Below are 21,827 nucleotides of genomic sequence, written 5' to 3' on the forward strand. Positions count from 1 at the left end.
AGACATGTTCTATTACTGGAGAAGTCATCGAAATAACACCATAATATAGGGCTCTAAAATAAGTAGGTAAGAACATGAAAATTTGTGGTGTTGAAATCAAAGGTAACGATGCAGTCATCTGTCTTCTATCTCTATCAGACGGTGTATTTAACATTCCTGATTGCCGAGTTTCTAAAGTTGCGATTAGTGACGCAAACGACACACAGAATATGAAAGATTTTCAATTTTCTTTTGCAAAGTTAATGGAAGATTACCAAGTAGAAAAAGTGGTAATTCGTCAACGCCAAACTAAAGGCAAATTTGCTGGCGGTGGCTTCGGCTTCAAACTAGAAGCGGCAATTCAGTTGATCGACGGCCTAGACGTAACCGTTGTATCTCCGAATGAAATCAAAGAAAGCCTTAAGCGCAACCCTCTTATGATGAAGTTCAAAGAAACAGGCCTTAAGCAGTACCAAGAAGCACCGTTTACCACGGCTTACGCTTGTTTAATGCAGCGCTAATCAATAGTCGCTAGCCAATATTGATACAGAAAGAGCCTGAATATTCAGGCTCTTTTTTGTTTCTAGCAATCTATTTCAAGTCGAGTTATACCAATCACAGTAAGTAAGTGATCAAAAATAGCGTAGGAAAAAAGCTTGAGAACAAGGCAGCATTTTTCGATAAGTAGTTATTCTACAATCAAAAATTCTAACGAAGTTATCGAGATTTTTAACAAGCTAGGGTGACCAGTTAGTTACTACGATTGGTATAATTTTGGTAGACACATTACCTCTCTAATGCTGTTCGTCTACGGAACTTAATCAACTCAGGCTTTTTCACCACCAGATAAACAGCGGTCGCTGACAACGCGAAGCCTATTGCGCCATAAATGTCGAATGACTCTCCAAAAATGAGCCACGCTTGAATGGCAGTTGTGGGTGGAACGAGGTAAAACACCGATGCCACACTTGAAGAAGCGCCATGCTCTACCATGTAAAGCAGCAATAGAATAGCAATGCACGATAAAACAATCACTAGCCAAGCCAGAGTCAACGTGAACTCAATAGTCCAGTTCACCTGCATAGTTTCGTAGCGCATTGCAAAAGGTAAGAACAATGCTGCTGCTGCCAAGTACTGCACCATCGCGCCACCGACCATATCTGTACCCTGACAAAAGCGCTTCTGATACAAAGTACCGACCGTAATACCCACCAAAGAAACCAAACACAACAAAGTTGCCGTGACTTTTTGGTCATCTGACTGCCACTCAATATTGCCCATCAGCACCAAGCTAATACCTGCGAAACCAAGAGCTAAACCTAACCATTGTGCGAAGTTAAAACGCTGCGAGGTACAGCTGATCATTATCAATGCCGTCAGAATCGGTTGTAAGCCAACAAGCAGAGAACTCAACCCGGCAGGCATACCCATATCAATCGCGAGATAAGTGCCACCAAGGTAGAAGCCATGAATCAAGATACCCACCACACAAGCGTGGAAAAATGCTCGACCACGAGGAATACGACGCTTAAGGATTGAAATCAAAACCAAGAATAGCGCCACGTTGGCTACCATCCTAAGTGAAAGTAACGTTGCGGGTTCAGCGTATTCAACACCAAGACGGGCGCCAACAAAGCCTGACGACCACAATAGTACAAACACAAACGGAATCATTTTAATCAGCATTACAAACCTCTGGTCAACTCTTCATCAATGCTGTTACCTTAGTTGGGTACAGATAACTAATAAAGATACAGATATAACACTTTAAATGGTTACAGATTAAGTGTGAGTAACAAGGGGGAAACATGGAAGCAGAACTCAGCGGCAATAAATATCTCGCGATAGAACAACACATTAAGGCTCAGATCGATAAAGGGCTCTTCCACCCAGACGACCGCTTGCCTTCCATTCGTCAACTCAGTGAACAACTCGGTGTGAGCAAAAACACCGTGATTCGCGCTTATCAAGAGCTGGAAGCGACGGGCTGGGTTTATTCTGTGCCTAAATCAGGCTATCGCGTAAAAGCACCGAACACCACCATCTGGGATGCACCGAGCCAGCCTCAAAAAGTCGATCTGCTTTCAGTGACTAAATCGGTTCTCTCTCGCCCAAAAGGCCGTCTAAAATTGTTGGCAGGTTCAGCACACCCGAATATCAACAACCCGGCTATTCGTAGCTTGTATGCCGAAATCGGTCGCCATAGCCGTTTGCAAACTCAGCTTCCCGGTTATTACCAATTACCTCCCGGCGATGAGCAATTAGTGAAGCAGTTGTTAAAGATCACCCATGATCTAGGCGTACCTGCGGGATCGAATGAAATTGCAATTACACATGGTGCTCAACAGGCGATCAGTCTGGCTTTACGTGCACTCACCAAACCGGGTGACATCGTGGCGGTCGAATCGCCCTGTTACTTCGGCAATCTGCTTTTACTTGAATCGCTTGGCTTGCAAGCACTAGAAATTCCAAGCAGTGTGAGCCACGGCATTGATATTCCATCACTACAAAGTTCGTTGAACAAATGGGAAGTAAAAACCTTACTGCTAACACCAAACTTTACCAATCCAACGGGTTCACGAATGCCATTGGCTAACCGAAAGGCATTACTGGATATCTCCGGATCTTTACCGATTATCGAAGACGATGTATTCGGTAGCTTGGCATTCGACACACCCATTGCCAGCCTCAAAGAGCTTGATAACCAAGATCGAGTCATTTACGTCAACTCTTTGTCCAAGACCTTAGATTCTCGCTTGCGTATTGGCTGGTTACTCTCAGGTCGTTACCAAGCTCAAGTTGAAAAATACCTATTATGCGACAACATGGGCAGCTCCAACTTAATGCAATCAGCGGTTGGGCACTTCCTCACTACGGGGAAATATCGAAGTCATTTGTCTAAGATGAAGCGACTCTACCAAGTCAATCAAAAGCAATTCCAAAGCCTGTTAATACAAGCGCTTGATGGCTATGAACACCTTGTTGGCCGCTACCATCTGTCAAAGCCTGAGGGATCTTTTCTAAACTGGATCACGTTACCTGAATCTGTCGATAGCTACGCGATTTATCAAGATTGTTTGAAGCACAAATTGGGAATATTACCTGGCACAGTATTTGGGACAAACGATCAATATAAACACTGCTTGCGCTTCACGGTAGCGAACATCGAAGAGAGTAAAGAGTGGAAAGAAGGAGTTGTAACACTAGCCAAGATTATCGCCAAACATACTTCTTTCTAATCGAATATTTCTGACTGCTAGATCATTCAACAATGAATAAACGTTAACTAAAACAACCAATACAATCACCAAGAAAATGCGTCAAACGCTCACAGATAATACTCCGAAATACCTTTGTAAGTTTTTTAGAAAAATTCAAAAATAATTAAGATTTAACCCCTAACTTTACTGAGTATTTTGTTAGTCTTGGAAACAATTATTTACAATCCAAACAAAAATTAATTGGATCGCTAGAGGTTGTTTTTTTGAATATGAAATTATTCGGCAGTTCCCTAATCCTTTCAGGAACTGCATTAGGGGCTGGCATGCTTGCTATTCCCATGGTGTTGGCCCAGTTTGGCTTCATGATCAGCTCAGTGCTGATGCTACTCATCTTTATCGGCACCACCTACTCTGCACTCCTACTGGCAGAAGCGTGTACCAAAACGAAAGACAACAGTGGCATGAGCAGTGTTGCTTACCTCACTCTGGGCAGCAAAGGTAAACACTTTATCAATGCACTCTTTTATCTGCTGCTGGTATGCATGCTGATCGCCTATATCTTGGGTGTTGGCGACATCATTCATAAGCTACTGCTCGACGTCGGCGTAGACATCTCTGCATCCGCTGCTTATACCGTTTTCAGCCTATTGATGGGTGTGATTGTAGTCGCAGGTAAGTCTTATATCGATAAATTAAACCGTGGTCTATTCATCATGATGGTGGTAATGCTGTTTATTGTAATTGCCTCTCTGTTTAGCAATATCCGTCTAGATTACCTAACTCAAACTAGCCAATACACGGCCAATGACGTGGTGCAGTACAGCGCGGTTATCTTTACCAGTTTTGCCTCTATGGTGGTGATCCCGTCACTGGTTATCTACAACCGCGAAGCGACTCAAAAGCAGATCCGCAATATGATTCTGCTAGGCTCAGTGATACCACTAATCTGCTACCTAACTTGGTTGTTCGCGATTATCGGTAACCTTGGTACAGACGCTATCAGTCAGTTCCATAACATTTCAGAACTGATCTCAGAGTTTAGCGGTCAATCTTCTTGGTTGAAGGTAGTTATTGCGCTGTTCTCAGCACTGGCATTGGTAACCTCTTTCCTTGGTGTGTCGATGGCGCTGTATGACCAAAACAAAGACGCAGTCACCAACAACAAAGCATTAGCTTATGCTCTGACCTTTGTATTGCCTTTGGTATTAGCAGAGCTGTTCGCAAGCCAGTTCGTGAGCATGTTGGACTATGCAGGCATGGTGTTGGTGTTCCTAGCTATCTGGGGACCACTCGCAATGGTGGTTAAGGTTCGTAGGCCTGACTTCCCTCACCTACAAACCGAAGGCAGCTATACAGCAGGCGGTGGCGATACGGCACTGATGGCAACATTCGGTTTTGGTGCGTTGATTTTCATCTCTTGGTTTATGGGATAAATCCCAATTGAATAGACTATCTGTTGCCATTTAGAAGGGAGCAGATACAAAAAGCCCGTTAGTCTTACTCGAATTAGCGATCGCAACTAATTAACCGTAGGGCTAACGGGCTTTCTTATTTTCTGATTACCATAGCCAAAAACTAAAAGTGCTTACTTGGTCAAATTGCCAAGCAATTGCTCACACTGTGCTTTTAGCGATTTAAGCTCATCTTCATTCATCTTAGAAAGACATAGCATTTCTACTGGCACAGTTTGCGCTTGCTCTTTGAGCTCTACCCCTGCAGGCGTCAGTGTAATAACTCGAACTCGTTCATCTTCAGCACTGCGAGTTCTAAGCACGTAACCTTTCGTTTCCAAGCGCTTGAGTAAAGGCGTCAACGTACCTGAATCCAAATGCGTTTTTGCGCCTAGGGCTTTGACATTTATCTCTTTTTCTTCCCACAGCACCATCATCACAATGTACTGCAAGTAAGTAAGGTCAAGCGCTTTCAGTAAAGGTTGATACGCTCTACTCATTGCATTCGATGCACTATACAGCGCAAAACACACCTGATTATCCAGTTTTAGATAGTCATCTTGGTCGCTCATGATCACCTCACCAATAAATTAAATTGTGCACAATATACTTGCGCGCTCGAATTTTATCAATTAAGCTAGCTTTAAAATTAAGTTGCACGCAATCTAATTTTGCACAACTCAAACAAGGACTAAGACAATGACAACACTCTACACAACTTCTGCTACAGCTACTGCAGGTCGTAACGGCCAAGTTTCTACTGATGACAACCTGCTTTCAGTGGCGTTGAGCTACCCTAAAGAGATGGGCGGAACAGGTGAAGCGACAAACCCTGAGCAACTGTTTGCTGCGGGCTACTCTGCGTGTTTCTCAAATGCTCTACTTCATGTAGCTAAAGAGATGAAAATCAAAATCGCATCGGCGCCAACGACTGCAACAGTCGGTATCGGACCAAATGAAAACGGCGGCTTTGCTTTAACTGTTGCTCTATCGATTGAACTGGATCTAGAGCAAGAACAAGCTGTGACGCTTGTGAAAACGGCGCACCAAGTTTGCCCTTACTCAAACGCGGTTCGTGGCAACATTGATGTGAAATTGTCGGTTAACGGACAAGCGCTTTAGCCGCTTCATCCCCCCTCCCGCTAAAAAAATGTCCCGCACTAGGCGGGACATTTTTTATATGCGATAGAAAGCTTCTAGCTCTGAGTTGCTAACTCTTAAACGTATTCGAGAGCTCTTTCAGCGATGTTGCCAACTCAGCCTGCTCTTTCGCTGTTGCAGCAATTTGCGTTGCGCCTGTCGTAGATTCTGTCGACTTCTGCTCTACCGCGACAACGTTCTGAGCAATATCTTGAGTCACTACTGCTTGCTCTTCAGTTGCGGTTGCGATCTGCTCTGCCATGCTGAATATTTCGCTCACAGCCCCTGAAATATCTTGCAGGGTCTGTTCTACTCCTCGTGAGTCTTCAACCGCTCTTGAAGACATCTTCTTGCTGTTATCAATCACATTGAATGCTGTCTGTACGTCAGATTGTAGCGAGTTAATGAAGCCTTCAATTTCCGAAGTGGACTGTTGCGTACGCTGAGCCAAAGTACGAACTTCATCGGCTACGACAGCAAAACCACGACCTTGTTCACCAGCTCGAGCGGCTTCAATCGCTGCATTTAACGCTAACAAATTGGTTTGTTCGGCAACGGATTTAATCACATCAATCACACTGTTAATATTGTTGCTGCTTTCGTGTAGATGAGTGATTTTTTCAGCGAGGCCGTTAATCTCAGAAGCCAAGGTTTCTATCGACTCATAAGATTGTTGAACCGTGCTTAAGCCTTGCTGTGATTGTTCATCAGCGATCTTCGCTGAACTTGCCGTTTGCTGTGTTTTAGCCGCGACTTCATTCACCGTCGCTGATAGCTCTTCTGTTGCTGTCGCAATCAAGCCAATCTGGTCTTGCTGTTCAACTAAGGTGCTTGAGTTGTATTGGCAAGTTTGCGCCGTCTCTTCTGCTGCTGAAGCAAGTGTCAGGCTAGATTGAGATAGGTTATCGATAACTTGAGAAAACTTCTCTAATGTTTCATTAAGCGACGATGAGATTTGACCCAGCTCACTATTACCTTCGTAAGTCGCACGAACGGTTAAGTCATTGTCATTTCGGACTTTAGAAAGTACTCGCGTTAGATCTTTAACTCGAGTCGTTAAATCAGTAATGGCTTTGAAGCTAACAAAAGTTGCGAACAAAGTGATCACAACAAACACCACAATGCTGCCCATCATTGCTGATTGAGCTTGCTGAGTTTTCTGATCCGTCAGTGTAATAAGAGACTCTGCTAACTGATTTTCAGTCTTCTTCAGCTGAACAATTCGTGCCGTCGATTGAGCAAACCAATAAACAGGATCGACATCAAAACCACTCATTTTCGATTCAGCCACATCACGAAGTTTTTCCACTTCAGCCACCGAGCGATCATTCAGTTGCTGTTTAAAGAAATCAACGTTATCTGGGTTACCAAAAACTTCAAAGTTCGCAAAATATGTATTTTGCTCGGTTACCAAAGAGATGAATTTAACCAGCATACCCGGGCCAAATTCATTTTTAGAAAAGGTGTTGTTGAGAACCGCACGTTCGATACCCGCACGCTCTTTGCCTTGTAGAAAGTTATAGTAGGCGATGGTTTCTGTCGTGATGGTGGCATCAGTACTTAGCTCAGCAATTAATGCAGATACACTCAATAACTTAGCATTAAGTTTGGTGTAGTAAGCTAATGCTTCAGAAAGCGGAATTGATTGAGAATCCACTCTATTGCGAATCGAAGTAATTTGGTTGAGACTTTGGCTGATTTCAGTATTCAGACGCGCGATCTGCGATAAGCCGATTTCTTCAGACTGCCAGTACTCGGTTCTTTGATTGCGTTTGCTGTCTGCGTTAATTCTTTGTGCTTTTAGCTCACTGCCAAACTTGTTTCCCTGTGACCCGATAAAACCAGCCGTCATACCACGCTCTTTCTGTAACTCGTGCACCAACTCACTGTACACTACCGACAAACGCGTAAGTTGGTTTAATGACGACATTTCACTGGTGGTTTCTACGCCTTTTGAAATGGCAGAAACACTAAGCCATAAAAACCCTAAGATCGGTAAGATAAGCAAAGCGATGATTTTTTGCTTAAATGACATATCGGTTAAATTCATTATTATTTCCCTAACAACTAACAAATCTTCTCAGTCATCGAATTTGGCTTCCTTCTAACGGGTGCGCCTTAATTGTGACTCTATAATTATTCAAGCTGACCTATGTAAACCATGACCTAACTACACAGTTCAGCGCAGAGGACGTTAACATTTAACCTTATAAAACTCATTGATTTATGAATAAAACTGTTAACTATCTGACTTAACCAGACGAAAAATACGTGTAACAACATTCCTCTGACGCAGTGACTAAAAATTGACACATACTGCATAATCATAAAGTGGTAGACCAGCACTCACTGTGTAACCCTTACCAAGCTGTTCACTCACGAGCATCTATATATTCAGTCTCAAATATGTATACTGCCGAGCTTATTAAGTAGAAGCTCGCAGTAAATATGCGACAACAGCTGAGAGGTATTTTTATGGATTGCCCCGCTTGCGAAGAACACATTGGATGGGAATGGGTAGAAGAGGAAGCAATCGAACCCAATGAAGAATTCGATTGCCCAGAGTGCAAAGAAACGCTGATGTACACCATCGATGAAGGTACCTATTACGGCGCACAACATAAAACCGTCGAAGTTGTTGATGATTAGAGTTTTTTATTACCGATTAATGCTATCGATCTTTGCGAGATTGCCAGAGTAACCAGACACTCCTTTACTAGAACGAGTGTTCATCTTAAAATATTGAACATATGTTCAGATTAATGAAGTAGATGTTATGGCCAAGACAGCGAAGTTCGATAGACAAGACGTAGTAGATAAAGCGACTAACCTGTATTGGGAAAAGGGCTTTCACGCAACTTCTATGCGCAATCTACAGGACGTGATTGATATGCGTCCCGGCAGTATTTATGCGGCTTTTGGCAGCAAAGAAGGCTTGTTTAAAGAGACATTGGCTCGCTATACCGAACTCGGCATTCACAATTTGAACCGCTTTCGCAGCGAAACCGACTCTCCAATCAAAGCACTAGAAAACTTCGTAAAACGTGCCGTTGTCGAATCGAAAAAAAGCGCGCCTAACGGCATGTGTATGCTGGCTAAAACAGTAGCTGAACTGACGGATGAGCACGCTGAATTATTAGAAGAAGCCAAGAAATCACTGAAGATCATGGAAGGCGAGTTCGCTAAGCTGATTGCCGAAGCGCAAGAACTTGGTGAGATCAGCAAAGAACGCGAACCTCCTCAACTTGCTCGCCACGTTCAGGTTCAAATTGCAGGGCTACGCACTTATGCAAAAACCTGCGATGACACAGAACTACTCAACTCAATGGTTGAAGACATCTTCAAGTACCACCCTTTTTAGCAACTGAGCGTATATAGACTCAGATCTACAAAAAGACGCCCAAGTATTACTACTAATACTTGGGCGTCTTTTTATTTATTGCTTTTCAGCCAATCTTAAAGCCGATTGCTTTTATACTTTCCTCATAATCAACGCCTGCGCATTAAGCATCGCTTCCTTAGTACTGACATCTAAGGTTTTCACGTTCGCAAAGCGTTCGATCTCTTTAATTGCCACATCATGAGCAAAAATCACCAACCTTGCCCGCTCAATGTCTTTCTGTGTAATGCGATTGCCGATTCCGTTGGCCCCCTGCGTTTCGACTTTAATCCGAACCCCAAGATGATGAGCCGCCTTTTCCAAAGACTTAGCCGCAAGAAACGTATGAGCGACACCAGATGGACACGAAGTGATCGCCAATACATCCGCTTGTCCTTCTTCCGTTATCGAGCCACCCGTAAACTGATTAGAACTTGCTTCACCTTCGACCACGTTCTTTTTCAGTAGTATCACGATCAGAGCCGTCGTCAGTGCTCCTGCTAATGTCCCGACGATATAGCCAATTTTGCCATCAACCACCGGCAACACTATCCAGCCGCCCCATGGTGCATGGTTGATGACATGGAACATAAAGCCAACCACATTACCAACAATTCCACCAGCAACAACAGCGGGCAGAACTCGCGCAGGGTCGGCGGCAGCAAAAGGAATCGCGCCTTCACTGATGCCGATCATTCCCATGATACCGGCGGCTTTACCCGCTTCACGCTCGTCTCTTTTAAATTTCTTAGGTGATATGAAAGTGGCAAGAGCCATACCTAATGGTGGCGTACAAATGGCAATACCGACGCCGCCCATTAGCCAAGGTTGAGTGTTCACCTGCGTTTGAGCAAACAGCGTCGCCACTTTGTTGATTGGGCCGCCCATATCAAAGGCCGTCATCGCCCCTAAAATACTGCCTAGCACCACTTTTCCTGAGCCTGCCATGCCAGTCAGCATTTGGTTCATCTCAAGCATCACATACGCGATAGGAGAGCCAATCACCCACATCACCGCCCCACAGGTTACAAAGGTGCCGACTAATGGATAGATGAAGATCGAACTCAGCGAGATCATACTGTCTGGCAGTTTGATCTTCTTAAGTAGATTCACCACAAAGCCAGCGAAGAATCCGACCACAATTGCACCAAGGAAACCGGTACTGTACTGATTCACTGCGAGCCAAGAACCAATCATGCCCGGAGCTAAGCCCGGTTTGTCGGCCATCGAATACGCGATATAACCACCGAGTACCGCAGTAAACAAAGTCAAACCCGCGATACCCATTTGTGCTATGTCAGCCAGAACGCCGCTCTCAGGCACAGCGCCATGACCAGACATCATTACCGACAAAGACAAAAGTACCCCACCCGCGACCACGAATGGGATCATGTGCGAAGTACCGTACAACAAGTGTTCTTTAAGACGATTAAGAGATTGTGCCCAAGGGCTTAATGGTTCGCTGTAAACTTCATGATGACTAGAAGCGTAGCTATCGAAAGATTCAGAATTCGCTTCGAGAAACAGCTCTTGAGCTTCCTCGACCGACTCTACCGCCTTTAATTTTGTAACAAAACCATCTTCGATCAATCGAGTTGAGATCTGAGCCAGAACCTCAATATGATGATCATCGCTATTGTCTGGCGACGCGAGCATAAAAAACACATCCGACAGTTCGCCGCCGTCTGCGCCATAATCGACACCCGTTCGGCTAATACCTACCGCCACAGCAGGTTTAGCTACAGCAGTGCTTTTCGCGTGTGGAATCGCAATACCATCATCAAAGCCCGTATTGCCGATAGCCTCACGCTTCCAGATATCATCAAGGAATTCACTTTTATTGGAGAGCTTACCTGCGCGGTCAAGCAGTTCGACAAGCTCTTCAAATACCGCCTGTTTTGAGTCTGCCTTTAAATCCAGACAGATAATCTCCGGCTCTATAATGTCAGTGATGTCCATGTGCTGCCTCGTCCGAGTACCAATTTGAGTAAATGAGATAAAGAGGTTAATGATATGAAAAGATTAACGATGCAATCCCGCTCGATATATAGGACGAAAGGCGCATTAACTGGATAATTGTAACCAAGAAGCAAGAGTGTGACGTTCACCTTTGAATTAAAAACGGGAATCCATAAACTTCCTAGATTCAGATAGTCCCATCGGTCCAAGTAAACTGTCGATCTAAGCACACCGAGAATAATAATGAGAATTGTAGCGGTAACTGCGTGCCCTACAGGCATTGCGCACACCTATATGGCAGCTGATGCACTAAATAAAACAGCCCCAAAATTCAATGTTTCAATCAAGGTTGAGACTCAAGGCGCTATGGGGATTGAAAACTTACTGACAGGCCAGGATATTACCCTCGCAGACAAAGTGTTGATCGTCTCTGATATCGACATCGAACAACCAAGTCGATTTGACCCCGCGAAAACCGTATTCATTCCAATGGAAGAGGTGTTATTGAGTGTCGATAAAGTCTTTATCAAGCATTGTCGAACTTAAACCTTTCATGAATGAATATCAGATCACCTTCTTCGTTGACGATCCTGCCGCGAACTCACACGTCGCGCAGCCGTTGACTCGTTTAGCGAAGAAGTTCAAAAGCAACATCCGCATTATCAACATCACTCAAAATCGAACCGCTGATCTCTCCAAATCTGTCGCGATGTTACAAGTGGGTTTACTTCGTGGCGATTTATGCCAGATCACCGCAGTAGGTATTGATGCTGAACTCGCATGTTTTGTAATAAAAGACGTGATTGCTGAGCATTACGACATGGTTGGCTCACAAGTGAATCATGAGTTCTCGAACGACTTAATCCAGCGTATGCCTCAGATATGCCCGCCTTGTGACATCAAGTGGCACCACGCTAAGGCGCAAACTCAACTGACAAAATTTGAGTGCTTGAAAGGGCTCGCTCACCTCGTTTATCCAGAAGATCCAGATGAGCTGATTTTGGCTTTCATTAAGCGAGAAGAACGCTCTTCAACCTGCGTGTCACCAGGTATCGCACTGCCCCATGTGATGTTTGAATCTACTCAAGATCTCTCGATCGCGGTGATCGTCAGTGACAACCCGATTGACTGGGCACCTCAAATTGGCCAAGTACACGTTGCTATCGCTTTAGTACTGCCAACCAAGCCGCAACGTGAACACATTGTGGCGGCTACCAACCTAACTAGAAACCTACTTCACGATCAGGTCAACGAGCGTTTGCAAAAGACTCGAAGCAGTGTCGATTTACAAGCCTTGCTGATGTATATCTCATCTCGCCTGCTTTAGTGCTTGTAACCCGTTCACGATCCTTACTCAATAGCCCAGCCGCTCGCTCGCTTGTCTGCCTCAACAAGTCAGGTTTATGAAATTGAGCTGACTCGTTAGATAGAGCCTCGATATTCAGTCGGCGTTCTACCGGTGCGATTCTTAAATACTCGACAGAAGTAGTTCACATCCTTAAAGCCGCAACGTAATGCCACTTCATTGAGCTTGAAATTGTACTTCTTGAGCATGAATTTGGCGCGGTCAACACGGACTCGGGTGATGTATTCTGCCAGCGTCATGTGGCCTTGTTGACGGAACATTCGCGACAAGTGATTGGATGAAATACTAAAGCGTGAGGCAATGCTGTCTCGGGTGATCTGGCGGTGGAAGTTTTCTTGAATGTAGATACAAATCCCCTGATACACATCCTGTACTCGGCTATGAGATTTTTCTACGGGCACTTCCAGCATGGTTTTACTGTATTGCAGTAGAGCTTGCAGCAATAACTCATCCATCGGCTGCTTGTTACTCTCTCGCTAGTGAGCTGAGCGCCTCCAAAATGTTATCAATTGCAAACCCAGAGCGAGTCTGAATACTGTGTTTTTGGATATCGTAAAAGCTCTCCTCGCCTTTGCGCTTACTCACCAAACTTAAACCAAGCTGACGACGACCAAACAACATGCTCAACACCGAGCAGTCAGTATCCCAGTTTGGCTTGTTCCAACAGTTGGGTGGGATGAAAATCGCGTCTCCGGCTTTGGCGATAACGTTGGTTATTTTGCGATCATGACTCTCCATTTCATTAATATACTCTCCGTCTAGCACCAGCTCTAAACGTGGAAAGTTCACCTGATAACTGCATGCTGAAGGCGTGTGAAAATCTCCAGCAAACCAGATGTTATGAAACGGTTCTCGCTCATTTAATACAGACGAGATTAAGTCATGAAATATCATTATTCGAACTCTAATGGGCAGCAATAAGGCTACGGGAATAGATATACCCCTTAGTGAAACATAGCGCTATTGAGCAAAATCACAATTTGAGATCTAGGCTACAAAAATCCAGTCACGGAAATAAATTTCCAGTAACGAAACTGACCTAGAATGTTCCTGCTCTGATAAACAAATACGCTACAGCCCTTATAAATAAAAGCCTCAACACATCTTAAACTCTGTCAACACCGCCCTAAAAACGACCACTCGACCGATCAAAATCACACTCCACTTATAACGCAACAATCATCCAGTAAATGCGTTTTTTCTTCACTACAGAAGGCAAGCCGTAGATTCCAGAATACCTCTAACAAAATAAAAACAGAGTAGGGGTTCATTATGATCACGACATTGATCAATCAAAATTTGATTAAGCTTTCGCTTAGCGCTAATTCAAAAGAAGACGTATTTAAAGAGCTGATAGACGTGCTGTACGCACAAGGAAGAATCTCAGACAAAGCACAGTTTCTTGCCGACATTAAGGCGCGTGAAGAACAAGGTAATACAGGGTTTGAAGAAGGCATTGCCCTGCCACATGCGAAAAGCAGCGCGGTGATCAAACCCGCGGTTGTTATCGGCGTCCACAAGCAGGGTATCGAGTACGGCGCCGATGACGTTCAGCCATCAAAACTGTTCTTCATGATTGCTTCTCCTGATGGCGGCGATAATCACCATATTGAAGTATTGGCAGAGCTTTCTTCAAAACTGATTGAAGAAGGCTTTATCGAAAGCTTCATGAATGCTCAATCTGAACAAGAAGCATTAGAACTACTGCTTAGCAAACCTGAGCCTTCAGAAACGGAAAACAACGTTGAGAAACAAGGCTTCATCATTGGTGTGACAGGCTGCCCAGCTGGCGTTGCACACACTTATTTGGCAGCTGAAGCGCTAGAGAAAGGCGCAGCGGCTCTTGGCTACGACATCAAGGTCGAAACTAACGGTTCTATTGGTGTTAAAAACAGCCCGACTCAAGAAGAGATCGAACGTGCAGACGCGATTGTCGTGGCTTGTGATAAACAGGTCGACATGGCTCGCTTTACCGGAAAACGCGTCATCAGCACCAACGTAAAAGCACCAATCAAAGACGCACAAAGCTTGATCAAGCAAGCACTCAACGCGCCAAGCTATCAAGCAGAACAAACGCCGGCCAACCAATCCGTTGTAGAAAAAGCCTCACAAGCGCGTTCAGACCTTTATCGTTACCTGATGAATGGCGTATCACACATGATCCCATTCGTAGTCACTGGCGGCCTATTGATTGCCCTTGCACTGGCGATTGGCGGCGAGCCAAGTGAATCAGGCATGGCAATTCCTGCTGGCAGCATGTGGAACCAAATCCTAGAAGTCGGTGTGGTTGCCTTCACATTGATGATCCCAATATTGGCGGGCTACATTGCTTACGCGATTGCTGACCGCCCTGCTCTAACCCCAGGTTTGATTGGTGGTTGGATTGCCAACAACGGTTCTTTCTACGGCGCTGACGCAGGCACTGGCTTCATTGGTGCAATCATCGCAGGTCTATTGGTGGGTTACTTCGTTAAATGGATCACCTCGTTTAACTACCACAAATTCGTTCAACCGCTTGTACCTATCATGATCGCTCCGATCACTGGCTCTTTGTTCATCGCAGGTCTGTTCATTTTTGTTATCGGTGCACCTATCGCTGGGCTGATGGATGCTCTTACTGCACTACTAACGAGCATGAGCACAGGCAACGTGGTTCTGCTTGGCATCGTCCTTGGTGGCATGGCCGGTTTCGATATGGGCGGTCCATTCAACAAGGTGGCATTCCTTTTCTCGGTCGGCATGATTGCCAGCGGTCAAACTCAATTCATGGGTGCGATGGCGTGTGCAATTCCTGTGGCTCCACTGGGTATGGCCATCGCAACCAGACTTGGCCGCAAGTTCGACCTGTTTGAATCTTCTGAAATCGAAGCAGGTAAAGCTGCAGGCGCAATGGGCTTGGTGGGTATATCAGAAGGTGCGATTCCTTTCGCGGCTCAAGATCCGATGTCGGTTATCCCTGCCAACGTACTTGGTTCAATGACTGCCGCTGTTATGGCGTTCTCATTCGGTATCACCAACAGCGTGGCTCACGGTGGTCCAGTTGTCGCTCTACTAGGCGCAATGAACTACCCAATGCTGGCACTGCTGTGCATGGCATCAGGTGCGGGCGTAACAGCGGTTACTTGTATTGCGCTTAAGAATCTACGCAAAGCCAAGCTAACGACAGCAGCGGCTTAAGCCATTTCAACTCCAATGGCTTGAGCCCTTCGACCCTACTGTTTTTAGTAACTAATACTTTTAACAACGAATAAGTCGATTACAGCTCAAGCCATGTTTCCCTTCATGGTGATTTCGATGTCTGATTTTTCTTTAGCGAACGACTCGTTCGTACAACGCTTTTTCTACCCTATGACTAACGTGATTCAAAACTACGCATGGGGTAGCCCTTCTTCGTTTAGCCAACTGTTTGGTATTGATAACCAATCAGGTGAGCCACAAGCGGAGATCTGGATGGGCGCTCACCCGAATGGCTGCTCAATGGTGAACGACAACGGGCAGCAGACCACATTGTCTAGCTTGATTTCTAAGAACCTAAACCTGTTTCTAAGTGAGAAAGTCGCGAGCCGTTTTGGTGAACTTCCGTATCTGTTTAAGGTGTTAGCAGCAGAGAAAGCGCTGTCTGTTCAAGTACACCCGAACAAGCAACAAGCGGAATCTGGATATGCACTAGAAGAGCAACAAGGCATTCCAATGACAGCGGGTAACCGTAACTACAAGGATCCTAATCACAAGCCAGAACTGGTGTATGCATTAACCGACTACACCGCAATGAACGGTTTCAGGTCTATCAACGAGATCCTTGAGCACTTCCACTACCTCGATATTCCTGAGTTGCATTCGATGGTCAACGATCTCGAGGGCGACCAAACACCGAATGGCTTAGCCTGCTTCTTTGCAAGCTTGTTGTCTCTGGAAGGTGAGCAAAAAGGCATGGCGCTTACCATGTTGATCATGAAGGCCAAGCTTTCTGATAAACGTGTATTCCAATTGATTTCAGAACTGGAAGATCAATACCCAGGTGATGTCGGCCTGTTTGCTCCGCTGTTATTGAACGTGATTACCCTAAAGCCGGGGCAAGCCATGTATCTAGACGCTGAGACTCCCCATGCTTACATCAAGGGTACAGGCTTAGAGATCATGGCGAACTCAGACAATGTGCTGCGTGCCGGGTTAACGCCTAAGTACATGGACGTGAACGAACTGGTTTCTTGTACTCGATTTAATGAAAAACCTGCGGATAGATTACTGCTCAGCCCGATTGAGCAAGGTGATGTGATGGAATATCAAATTCCAGTCGAGGATTTTAAGTTCTCTATCGTGCAGAATTCTCACCAGAGAAAGATCACTACCGAAGGCGCCGAGATCCTACTACCACTCGACGAGTCCATGGTGCTCACTCACCAATGTGGTGAAACCTGCGTGATAGAGAAAGGCCAGTCGGTGTTTATTCCTGCTTATGCTGAGAGTTACAAACTGAACTGCGTTGGACGTGTGGCGCGCGCTTACAGCTAGCTCTACAAAGTAAATCTAGCTCTCCCGAGTAAATACAAACACTGATCATGCCCTGCTTTGCGGGGCATTTTTGTTCCTACAGAAAGTTATTTCAGCACCGAACTACAGCATCAAATATGACCCATCTCACACTGCATTAATGATGCAAATCACACTTAATTTTGCTGGATACAAATGTACAGTGAAGGGCTTTTATTTGCTATTTCGCGAATCGGGTTAATCCATTAATTTTAATTCAAGAACTTCAATAGTGAATGAGTTAATAAATGATCACACAGCTAACTAACGTCAACTTAATTAATAACAATCTTCAAGCGAATAATAAAAAAGAACTGTTTGAAGAATTGGCGGGCATGTATTTGAGAACAACCGAATCAATTGCAAAGATACTTTCCTATCAGGTATTGAAATTCGTGAATCTCAAAGTATCACCTCAATGGATGGCATCGCTTACCCTCACTCCAAAAACCAAGCGGTTACTGAGCCTGCCATTGCTGTCGGTGTAAAACGTGAAGGTATTGAGTATGGCGATGAAGACGGCATTAACCCAACGGTATTTTTTATGATTGCATCACCAGATAACGGTGCTGACCATCATATTTATGTACTACAAGAATTATTTGGAAAATTCAGCGATGAATTTATTCAAGATATACATAACGCAAAAGACGAACAACAAATCCTTAATATTTTAATTAATTCATAAGGCGTAGAAAATTATGAGCACCCTAACAACTCAAGCTACGAATACCAGTAGTAATTCTAATAACAAAAACAGTAGTAGCGACTTTAAAAATATCCTTAGCACCATGAAAGGCCATCTGCTTTTCGGTACATCACACATGCTACCTTTCATCGTAGCCGGTGGTGTTCTATTGGCTTTAGCGGTAATGGCATCAGGCAAAGGCGCTGTACCTGCAGACGGCCTGCTAGCAGACATCTCTAATATCGGTATCAAAGGCCTTGTTCTTTTCCCAATCATTCTTGGCGGCTTTATTGGTTACTCAATTGCAGATAAACCGGCACTGGCACCTGCGATGATCTCTTCTGGCATCATGGCTGATATGGGCGGCGGCTTCCTTGGTTGTATCGTGGCAGGCTTTATCGCCGGTGGCGTGGTGTTCCAACTTAAGAAGATCCCGCTTTCTGCGAACATGACAGCGCTGGGTGCTTACTTCATTTACCCGCTTCTAGGCACATTAATCTCTGCAGGTATCGTACTGTGGGGCATCGGTGAGCCAATCAAACTGTTCATGTCTTCAATGAACGAGTTCTTAGCTTCAATGGCTGGCGCGTCTAAGATGGTTCTGGGCACAATCCTTGGTGGTATGACGGCGTTTGATATGGGCGGCCCTATCAACAAAGTAGCGACCCTATTTGCTCAAACTCAAGTAGACACACAACCATGGCTAATGGGCGGCGTAGGCATCGCGATTTGTACACCACCTCTAGGCATGGCATTGGCGACTTTCCTATTCAAAAACAAGTTCTCTAAACAAGAGCAAGAAGCAGGTAAAGCAGCAGCAATCATGGGTTCTATCGGTATCTCTGAAGGTGCTATCCCATTCGCAGCGAACGACCCAATGCGCGTACTTCCTTCAATCGTTGCCGGTGGTATCGTGGGCTGTGTATTCGGCTTCATGACAGATGTTCTACTGCACGCACCGTGGGGCGGCCTAATCACTGCGCCAGTATCAAGCAACATTCCAATGTACGTCGTCGGTATTGCACTTGGCTCGCTAACCACAGCGGTTATCGTTGGCTTCTGGAAGCCAGTAGCGGTTGAAACAGAAGAAGACATGGTTGAAGCGCCAGTACAAGCTCAAACAGCTCCTGTAGCAGGCGAAGGCGAGTACGACATCGTAGCCGTAACATGTTGCCCTTCTGGTGTTGCACACACCTTCATGGCGGCAAAAGCACTAGAGAAAGCAGGCTTAGCAGCAGGCCTTAAGATTAAGGTAGAAACTCAAGGTCAAAACGGTATTCAGAACCGCATCACCGACCTAGATGTAGCGAACGCGAAGCTAGTTATCTTGGCTCACGATATTCAAGTGAAAGACGCTCACCGCTTTGCTAACGCGAACGTGATTGAGTGTTCAACGAAAGAAGCGATGAAGAAAGCCGCGGACATGGTGGCTATTTAAAACCTGAAACAAGTTAGAAGATAAAATTACTACCCCCTAGTAACTAAAACCCCCATTCGCCTTGTCAGCGAGTGGGGATTTTATATTTATATAATGTTCAAAGCTTTTTACTGCTTGATATAAAGATCCTTAGAATAGATTCGGCCTTCTACGTTGTTCTTCGCAAAGCCACCGACACTTGGTCGCACTAGGCGAGCTTGCATGTAGTAGTAGATTGGCGCGATCGGCATGTCTTCAGCCAGTAACTGCTCCGCTTGGTCATAGAAACCTTGGCGTTCTTGCTCATTAGTTGCAGCCAATGCGCTATCCATTGCTGAGTCGTACTTGTCGTTGTTGTAACGAGCAAAGTTGCCTGAAGATTCAGAACGCAGAAGGCTTAAGAAGGTCGACGCTTCATTGTAATCACCACACCAAGATGCTCGCATCACATCAAAATCACCTTGGCGACGTGATACTAAGTAAGACTTCCACTCTTGGTTTTCCAACTCAACTTGCGCGCCTAGGTTACTTTTCAGCATGGATGCAATCGCCACCGAAATCGACTTATTCGATTCACTGGTGTTGTAAAGCAATTTAAAATCTAACGGGTTAGAAGCATCGTACCCGGCTTCTTTCAGCAACTCTTTCGCCTTTTGGTCACGCTCCCTTTGAATCCATGTACTGTACTCAGGTTGAGTGGCATCAAAACCTGCCGTGTATTCATGAGCAAAGGTATAAGCCGGTAAGTTACCTACTTGAGTCACGCCATTAGTAATCACATTGCGCATCATGGAATAAGACACCGCTTTACGCACTCGCGCATCATCAAACGGAGGGCGCGTGGTATTGAACGCGTAATAGTATGTACACAATAAAGGTACCGCTGTATACGCGTCTTGATATTTCATTTTTAGCTGCTGCGCCATGTGTGTCGGCACATCAGACGTGATATCGACCTCGCCCACCGCATAGCGATTAATCGACGCATTCTGGTTCTCAAACGGAATGTAAGTCACTTGGGTTAAGTGCGTATCTGAACTGTCCCAATAGTTAGGGTTCTTCTCCAGTTCAATGCGTTCGTTCACCACCCACTCGCCTAAAACAAACGCACCATTGCCAACAAACTGCTTCGGATCGCTCCACGGCTTATCGCTGTTTTCTAGCGTTGCCTTGTGAACGGGCATCATCGATGTATGGCCTGTCATCGCCACAAAGTAAGGCACTTTGCTATCGAGTTCGAATTTCACCGTATGCTTATCAACAGCCGAGATACCGAGCTCTTCAACAGGCTTCTTACCTTCTGCCACATCAGCGATATTTTTGATTTGAGTTAGCTTGAGATACCACACATTTGGCGAAGCAAGCTTTGGGTCGACCGCGCGTCTTATCGCATACACGAAATCATCGGCTGTCACCGGATCGCCATTCGACCATTTCGCGTCTTTACGCAGGTGGAATACAAACGTCTGGTTGTCTTCGGTTTCCCAAGATTCCGCGACACCTGGAGTGATGTTGCCATCGCGGTCTTGGATCACTAAACCTTCAAACAGGTCACGTAGAATGTGCATTTCAGGCAAGCCTTCTGCCTTTGCCGGATCGAGTGTCGCAGCTTCTGCATCATTGGCTCGCACCAAATGTTGCTCTTTTGCCAGTGAAACACCAGCAGGTAAGGTTTCAGCAACGGCAGTCACTGAGATAAAAGGGGTCAATAAAGATGAAATGAGTAAAGCCGTTGAATGTTTTTTAAAATCCATGTTTTTTTGCTCTCCTAGCCTATCTTTGAAGCAAAGTAATAAAATTAACAATGCGACGGTTGACGAGTTTTGACGCTATGGTTTATTTAATAGAGGTCATCTAAATAGTAGTGACACTTTGATACTACTTGATCAATCAGGAGATTAAGGTGAGTTTAATTCCAAGAACGGAAAGAGCTGCGTTTTCGATAAAGCCGCTGTCATATGGAAAATCGGTGTTGGGTGCACCCTTACTCTACTTCCCCGCACAAATAGAAAGTGAATTTCGCGGGCTGATTTTAGCAGGCACACACGGCGATGAGACCGCTTCTATTGCAGGATTATCTTGTGCGCTAAGAAGCTTGCCAGCCGCCAATTTACGACACGATGTGATCTTATCGATGAACCCTGACGGCAATCAACTAGGCACTCGCGCCAACGCAAACCAAGTCGATCTAAACCGCGCTTTCCCTACGCAAAACTGGACAGAAAACGACACCGTCTATCGCTGGAGTTCACACACACCAGTCAGAGATGTAAAAGTTAAAACCGGCCAAGCCGATCAGCTTGAACCGGAAGTGCAATCGCTCATCAACCTCATTGAACAACGCCAACCCAAGTTCGTCATCTCTTTCCACGAACCACTCGCCATGATCGATGACCCAGCTCAATCCGAACTCGCCTCTTGGTTAGGCAAGCAGTTCAACCTACCACTCGTAGAAGACGTTGATTACGAAACCCCAGGCTCATTCGGCACTTGGTGCCAAGAAAGAAACCTACCGTGTATTACCGTAGAGCTGCCGCCCGTTTCTGCAGATCTGACTATAGAGCAATATCTGGATGCGTTTGTGGCTGTGTTGGGGGGTGAGGGAGCTGTTTAGACAAACACGTTTTTGGACAGGAATGAGGTGGCTTTGTTGCGTAATTAAATTTAAAGATAGAACTACCCCGTTTCGCGTATTTC

General features: G+C 45.2%; 17 protein-coding genes and 2 pseudogenes. 13 read left to right on the plus strand and 6 right to left on the minus strand.

The genetic code is table 11. The features are described 5' to 3' along the window. Positions 1-74: 74 nt before the first annotated feature. Complete coding sequence (locus AB6C75_RS15310) at positions 75-500, plus strand: DUF3010 family protein (RefSeq protein WP_009846243.1); 426 nt, start codon at positions 75-77, stop codon at positions 498-500. 265 nt (positions 501-765) lie between these two features. Here AB6C75_RS15310 and AB6C75_RS15315 read toward each other — a convergent pair whose 3' ends face one another. After that, positions 766-1,665 (minus strand): DMT family transporter, encoded by a 900-nt coding sequence (locus AB6C75_RS15315; protein ID WP_009846242.1) that lies wholly within the window; start codon positions 1,663-1,665, stop codon positions 766-768. Between the two features lie 122 nt (positions 1,666-1,787). Here AB6C75_RS15315 and AB6C75_RS15320 point away from each other — a divergent pair, with 122 nt between their 5' ends. Both AB6C75_RS15320 and AB6C75_RS15325 read left to right on the plus strand, forming a co-directional pair. Then, positions 1,788-3,218, plus strand: coding sequence for a PLP-dependent aminotransferase family protein (locus AB6C75_RS15320; RefSeq protein ID WP_372108095.1), 1,431 nt, complete (start codon positions 1,788-1,790; stop codon positions 3,216-3,218). Positions 3,219-3,469: 251 nt separating this feature from the next. Then, positions 3,470-4,633, plus strand: a complete 1,164-nt coding sequence (locus AB6C75_RS15325; RefSeq protein WP_372108104.1) for an amino acid permease — start codon at positions 3,470-3,472, stop codon at positions 4,631-4,633. Positions 4,634-4,785: 152 nt separating this feature from the next. On the opposite strand, the gene AB6C75_RS15330 is transcribed toward AB6C75_RS15325, so the two are convergent. Continuing rightward, positions 4,786-5,223 carry a MarR family winged helix-turn-helix transcriptional regulator gene (locus AB6C75_RS15330; RefSeq protein ID WP_029223898.1) on the minus strand — a complete coding sequence of 146 codons (438 nt, stop codon included), beginning with the start codon at positions 5,221-5,223 and terminating at the stop codon, positions 4,786-4,788. A gap of 127 nt (positions 5,224-5,350) precedes the next feature. On the opposite strand from AB6C75_RS15330, the gene AB6C75_RS15335 reads away from it, so the two are divergent. After that, entirely contained in the window at positions 5,351-5,773 is a 423-nt protein-coding gene (locus tag AB6C75_RS15335) for an organic hydroperoxide resistance protein (protein ID WP_012601111.1), read from the plus strand. A gap of 88 nt (positions 5,774-5,861) precedes the next feature. Here AB6C75_RS15335 and AB6C75_RS15340 read toward each other — a convergent pair whose 3' ends face one another. After that, positions 5,862-7,841, minus strand: a complete 1,980-nt coding sequence (locus tag AB6C75_RS15340; protein ID WP_372108096.1) for a methyl-accepting chemotaxis protein — start codon at positions 7,839-7,841, stop codon at positions 5,862-5,864. A 425-nt stretch (positions 7,842-8,266) separates the two neighbouring features. Here AB6C75_RS15340 and AB6C75_RS15345 point away from each other — a divergent pair, with 425 nt between their 5' ends. Next, complete coding sequence (locus AB6C75_RS15345) at positions 8,267-8,440, plus strand: hypothetical protein (RefSeq protein ID WP_012601113.1); 174 nt, start codon at positions 8,267-8,269, stop codon at positions 8,438-8,440. Between the two features lie 127 nt (positions 8,441-8,567). Continuing rightward, entirely contained in the window at positions 8,568-9,152 is a 585-nt protein-coding gene (locus AB6C75_RS15350) for a TetR/AcrR family transcriptional regulator (protein WP_372108097.1), read from the plus strand. A gap of 111 nt (positions 9,153-9,263) precedes the next feature. Here the strand turns inward: AB6C75_RS15350 and AB6C75_RS15355 are convergent, their stop codons facing one another. Further along, complete coding sequence (locus tag AB6C75_RS15355; protein WP_372108098.1) at positions 9,264-11,129, minus strand: fructose-specific PTS transporter subunit EIIC; 1,866 nt, start codon at positions 11,127-11,129, stop codon at positions 9,264-9,266. 243 nt (positions 11,130-11,372) lie between these two features. Between AB6C75_RS15355 and AB6C75_RS15360 the strand changes: the two genes are divergently transcribed. Both AB6C75_RS15360 and AB6C75_RS15365 read left to right on the plus strand, forming a co-directional pair. Continuing rightward, a complete protein-coding gene (locus AB6C75_RS15360) occupies positions 11,373-11,675 on the plus strand; it encodes a PTS fructose transporter subunit IIB (protein WP_009846233.1) in 303 nt (100 codons plus the stop codon). A gap of 7 nt (positions 11,676-11,682) precedes the next feature. After that, a complete protein-coding gene (locus tag AB6C75_RS15365) occupies positions 11,683-12,456 on the plus strand; it encodes a PTS sugar transporter subunit IIA (RefSeq protein ID WP_372108105.1) in 774 nt (257 codons plus the stop codon). A 95-nt stretch (positions 12,457-12,551) separates the two neighbouring features. On the opposite strand, the pseudogene AB6C75_RS15370 reads toward AB6C75_RS15365, so the two are convergent. Then, positions 12,552-13,389: pseudogene (locus AB6C75_RS15370) on the minus strand (helix-turn-helix transcriptional regulator). A 378-nt stretch (positions 13,390-13,767) separates the two neighbouring features. Here AB6C75_RS15370 and AB6C75_RS15375 point away from each other — a divergent pair. From AB6C75_RS15375 to AB6C75_RS15390, 4 genes and pseudogenes are all read left to right on the plus strand, one after another. Further along, the gene (locus tag AB6C75_RS15375) at positions 13,768-15,672 is read left to right on the plus strand and encodes a fructose-specific PTS transporter subunit EIIC (RefSeq protein ID WP_372108099.1); all 1,905 of its coding nucleotides are present in this window, start codon (positions 13,768-13,770) and stop codon (positions 15,670-15,672) included. A gap of 117 nt (positions 15,673-15,789) precedes the next feature. Then, positions 15,790-17,007 carry a mannose-6-phosphate isomerase, class I gene (manA, locus tag AB6C75_RS15380; protein WP_372108100.1) on the plus strand — a complete coding sequence of 406 codons (1,218 nt, stop codon included), beginning with the start codon at positions 15,790-15,792 and terminating at the stop codon, positions 17,005-17,007. Positions 17,008-17,273: 266 nt separating this feature from the next. Continuing rightward, a pseudogene (locus AB6C75_RS15385) lies at positions 17,274-17,713 on the plus strand (PTS sugar transporter subunit IIA). A gap of 13 nt (positions 17,714-17,726) precedes the next feature. Beyond that, positions 17,727-19,151 (plus strand): fructose-specific PTS transporter subunit EIIC, encoded by a 1,425-nt coding sequence (locus tag AB6C75_RS15390; protein WP_372108101.1) that lies wholly within the window; start codon positions 17,727-17,729, stop codon positions 19,149-19,151. Between the two features lie 107 nt (positions 19,152-19,258). Here AB6C75_RS15390 and AB6C75_RS15395 read toward each other — a convergent pair whose 3' ends face one another. Then, complete coding sequence (locus AB6C75_RS15395) at positions 19,259-20,884, minus strand: ABC transporter substrate-binding protein (protein ID WP_372108102.1); 1,626 nt, start codon at positions 20,882-20,884, stop codon at positions 19,259-19,261. Positions 20,885-21,033: 149 nt separating this feature from the next. On the opposite strand from AB6C75_RS15395, the gene mpaA reads away from it, so the two are divergent. Continuing rightward, positions 21,034-21,744: a murein tripeptide amidase MpaA gene (gene mpaA, locus AB6C75_RS15400; protein ID WP_372108103.1), complete on the plus strand. Its 711-nt coding sequence runs from the start codon at positions 21,034-21,036 to the stop codon at positions 21,742-21,744. Positions 21,745-21,827: the final 83 nt, after the last annotated feature.

The organism is Vibrio sp. 10N.237.312.B06 (genome assembly GCF_041464685.1).
In the GTDB taxonomy this organism is placed as follows: domain Bacteria; phylum Pseudomonadota; class Gammaproteobacteria; order Enterobacterales; family Vibrionaceae; genus Vibrio; species Vibrio tasmaniensis_A.

Excerpts from the sequence above, each read along its gene's own strand:
- AB6C75_RS15310 (WP_009846243.1), top strand. The coding sequence starts at position 75 with ATGAAAATTTGTGGTGTTGAAATCAAAGGTAACGATGCAGTCATCTGT.
- AB6C75_RS15315 (WP_009846242.1), bottom strand. The coding sequence starts at position 1,665 with ATGCTGATTAAAATGATTCCGTTTGTGTTTGTACTATTGTGGTCGTCA.
- AB6C75_RS15320 (WP_372108095.1), top strand. The coding sequence starts at position 1,788 with ATGGAAGCAGAACTCAGCGGCAATAAATATCTCGCGATAGAACAACAC.
- AB6C75_RS15325 (WP_372108104.1), top strand. The coding sequence starts at position 3,470 with ATGAAATTATTCGGCAGTTCCCTAATCCTTTCAGGAACTGCATTAGGG.
- AB6C75_RS15330 (WP_029223898.1), bottom strand. The coding sequence starts at position 5,223 with ATGAGCGACCAAGATGACTATCTAAAACTGGATAATCAGGTGTGTTTT.
- AB6C75_RS15335 (WP_012601111.1), top strand. The coding sequence starts at position 5,351 with ATGACAACACTCTACACAACTTCTGCTACAGCTACTGCAGGTCGTAAC.
- AB6C75_RS15340 (WP_372108096.1), bottom strand. The coding sequence starts at position 7,841 with ATGAATTTAACCGATATGTCATTTAAGCAAAAAATCATCGCTTTGCTT.
- AB6C75_RS15345 (WP_012601113.1), top strand. The coding sequence starts at position 8,267 with ATGGATTGCCCCGCTTGCGAAGAACACATTGGATGGGAATGGGTAGAA.
- AB6C75_RS15350 (WP_372108097.1), top strand. The coding sequence starts at position 8,568 with ATGGCCAAGACAGCGAAGTTCGATAGACAAGACGTAGTAGATAAAGCG.
- AB6C75_RS15355 (WP_372108098.1), bottom strand. The coding sequence starts at position 11,129 with ATGGACATCACTGACATTATAGAGCCGGAGATTATCTGTCTGGATTTA.
- AB6C75_RS15360 (WP_009846233.1), top strand. The coding sequence starts at position 11,373 with ATGAGAATTGTAGCGGTAACTGCGTGCCCTACAGGCATTGCGCACACC.
- AB6C75_RS15365 (WP_372108105.1), top strand. The coding sequence starts at position 11,683 with ATGAATGAATATCAGATCACCTTCTTCGTTGACGATCCTGCCGCGAAC.
- AB6C75_RS15375 (WP_372108099.1), top strand. The coding sequence starts at position 13,768 with ATGATCACGACATTGATCAATCAAAATTTGATTAAGCTTTCGCTTAGC.
- manA (WP_372108100.1), top strand. The coding sequence starts at position 15,790 with ATGTCTGATTTTTCTTTAGCGAACGACTCGTTCGTACAACGCTTTTTC.
- AB6C75_RS15390 (WP_372108101.1), top strand. The coding sequence starts at position 17,727 with ATGAGCACCCTAACAACTCAAGCTACGAATACCAGTAGTAATTCTAAT.
- AB6C75_RS15395 (WP_372108102.1), bottom strand. The coding sequence starts at position 20,884 with ATGGATTTTAAAAAACATTCAACGGCTTTACTCATTTCATCTTTATTG.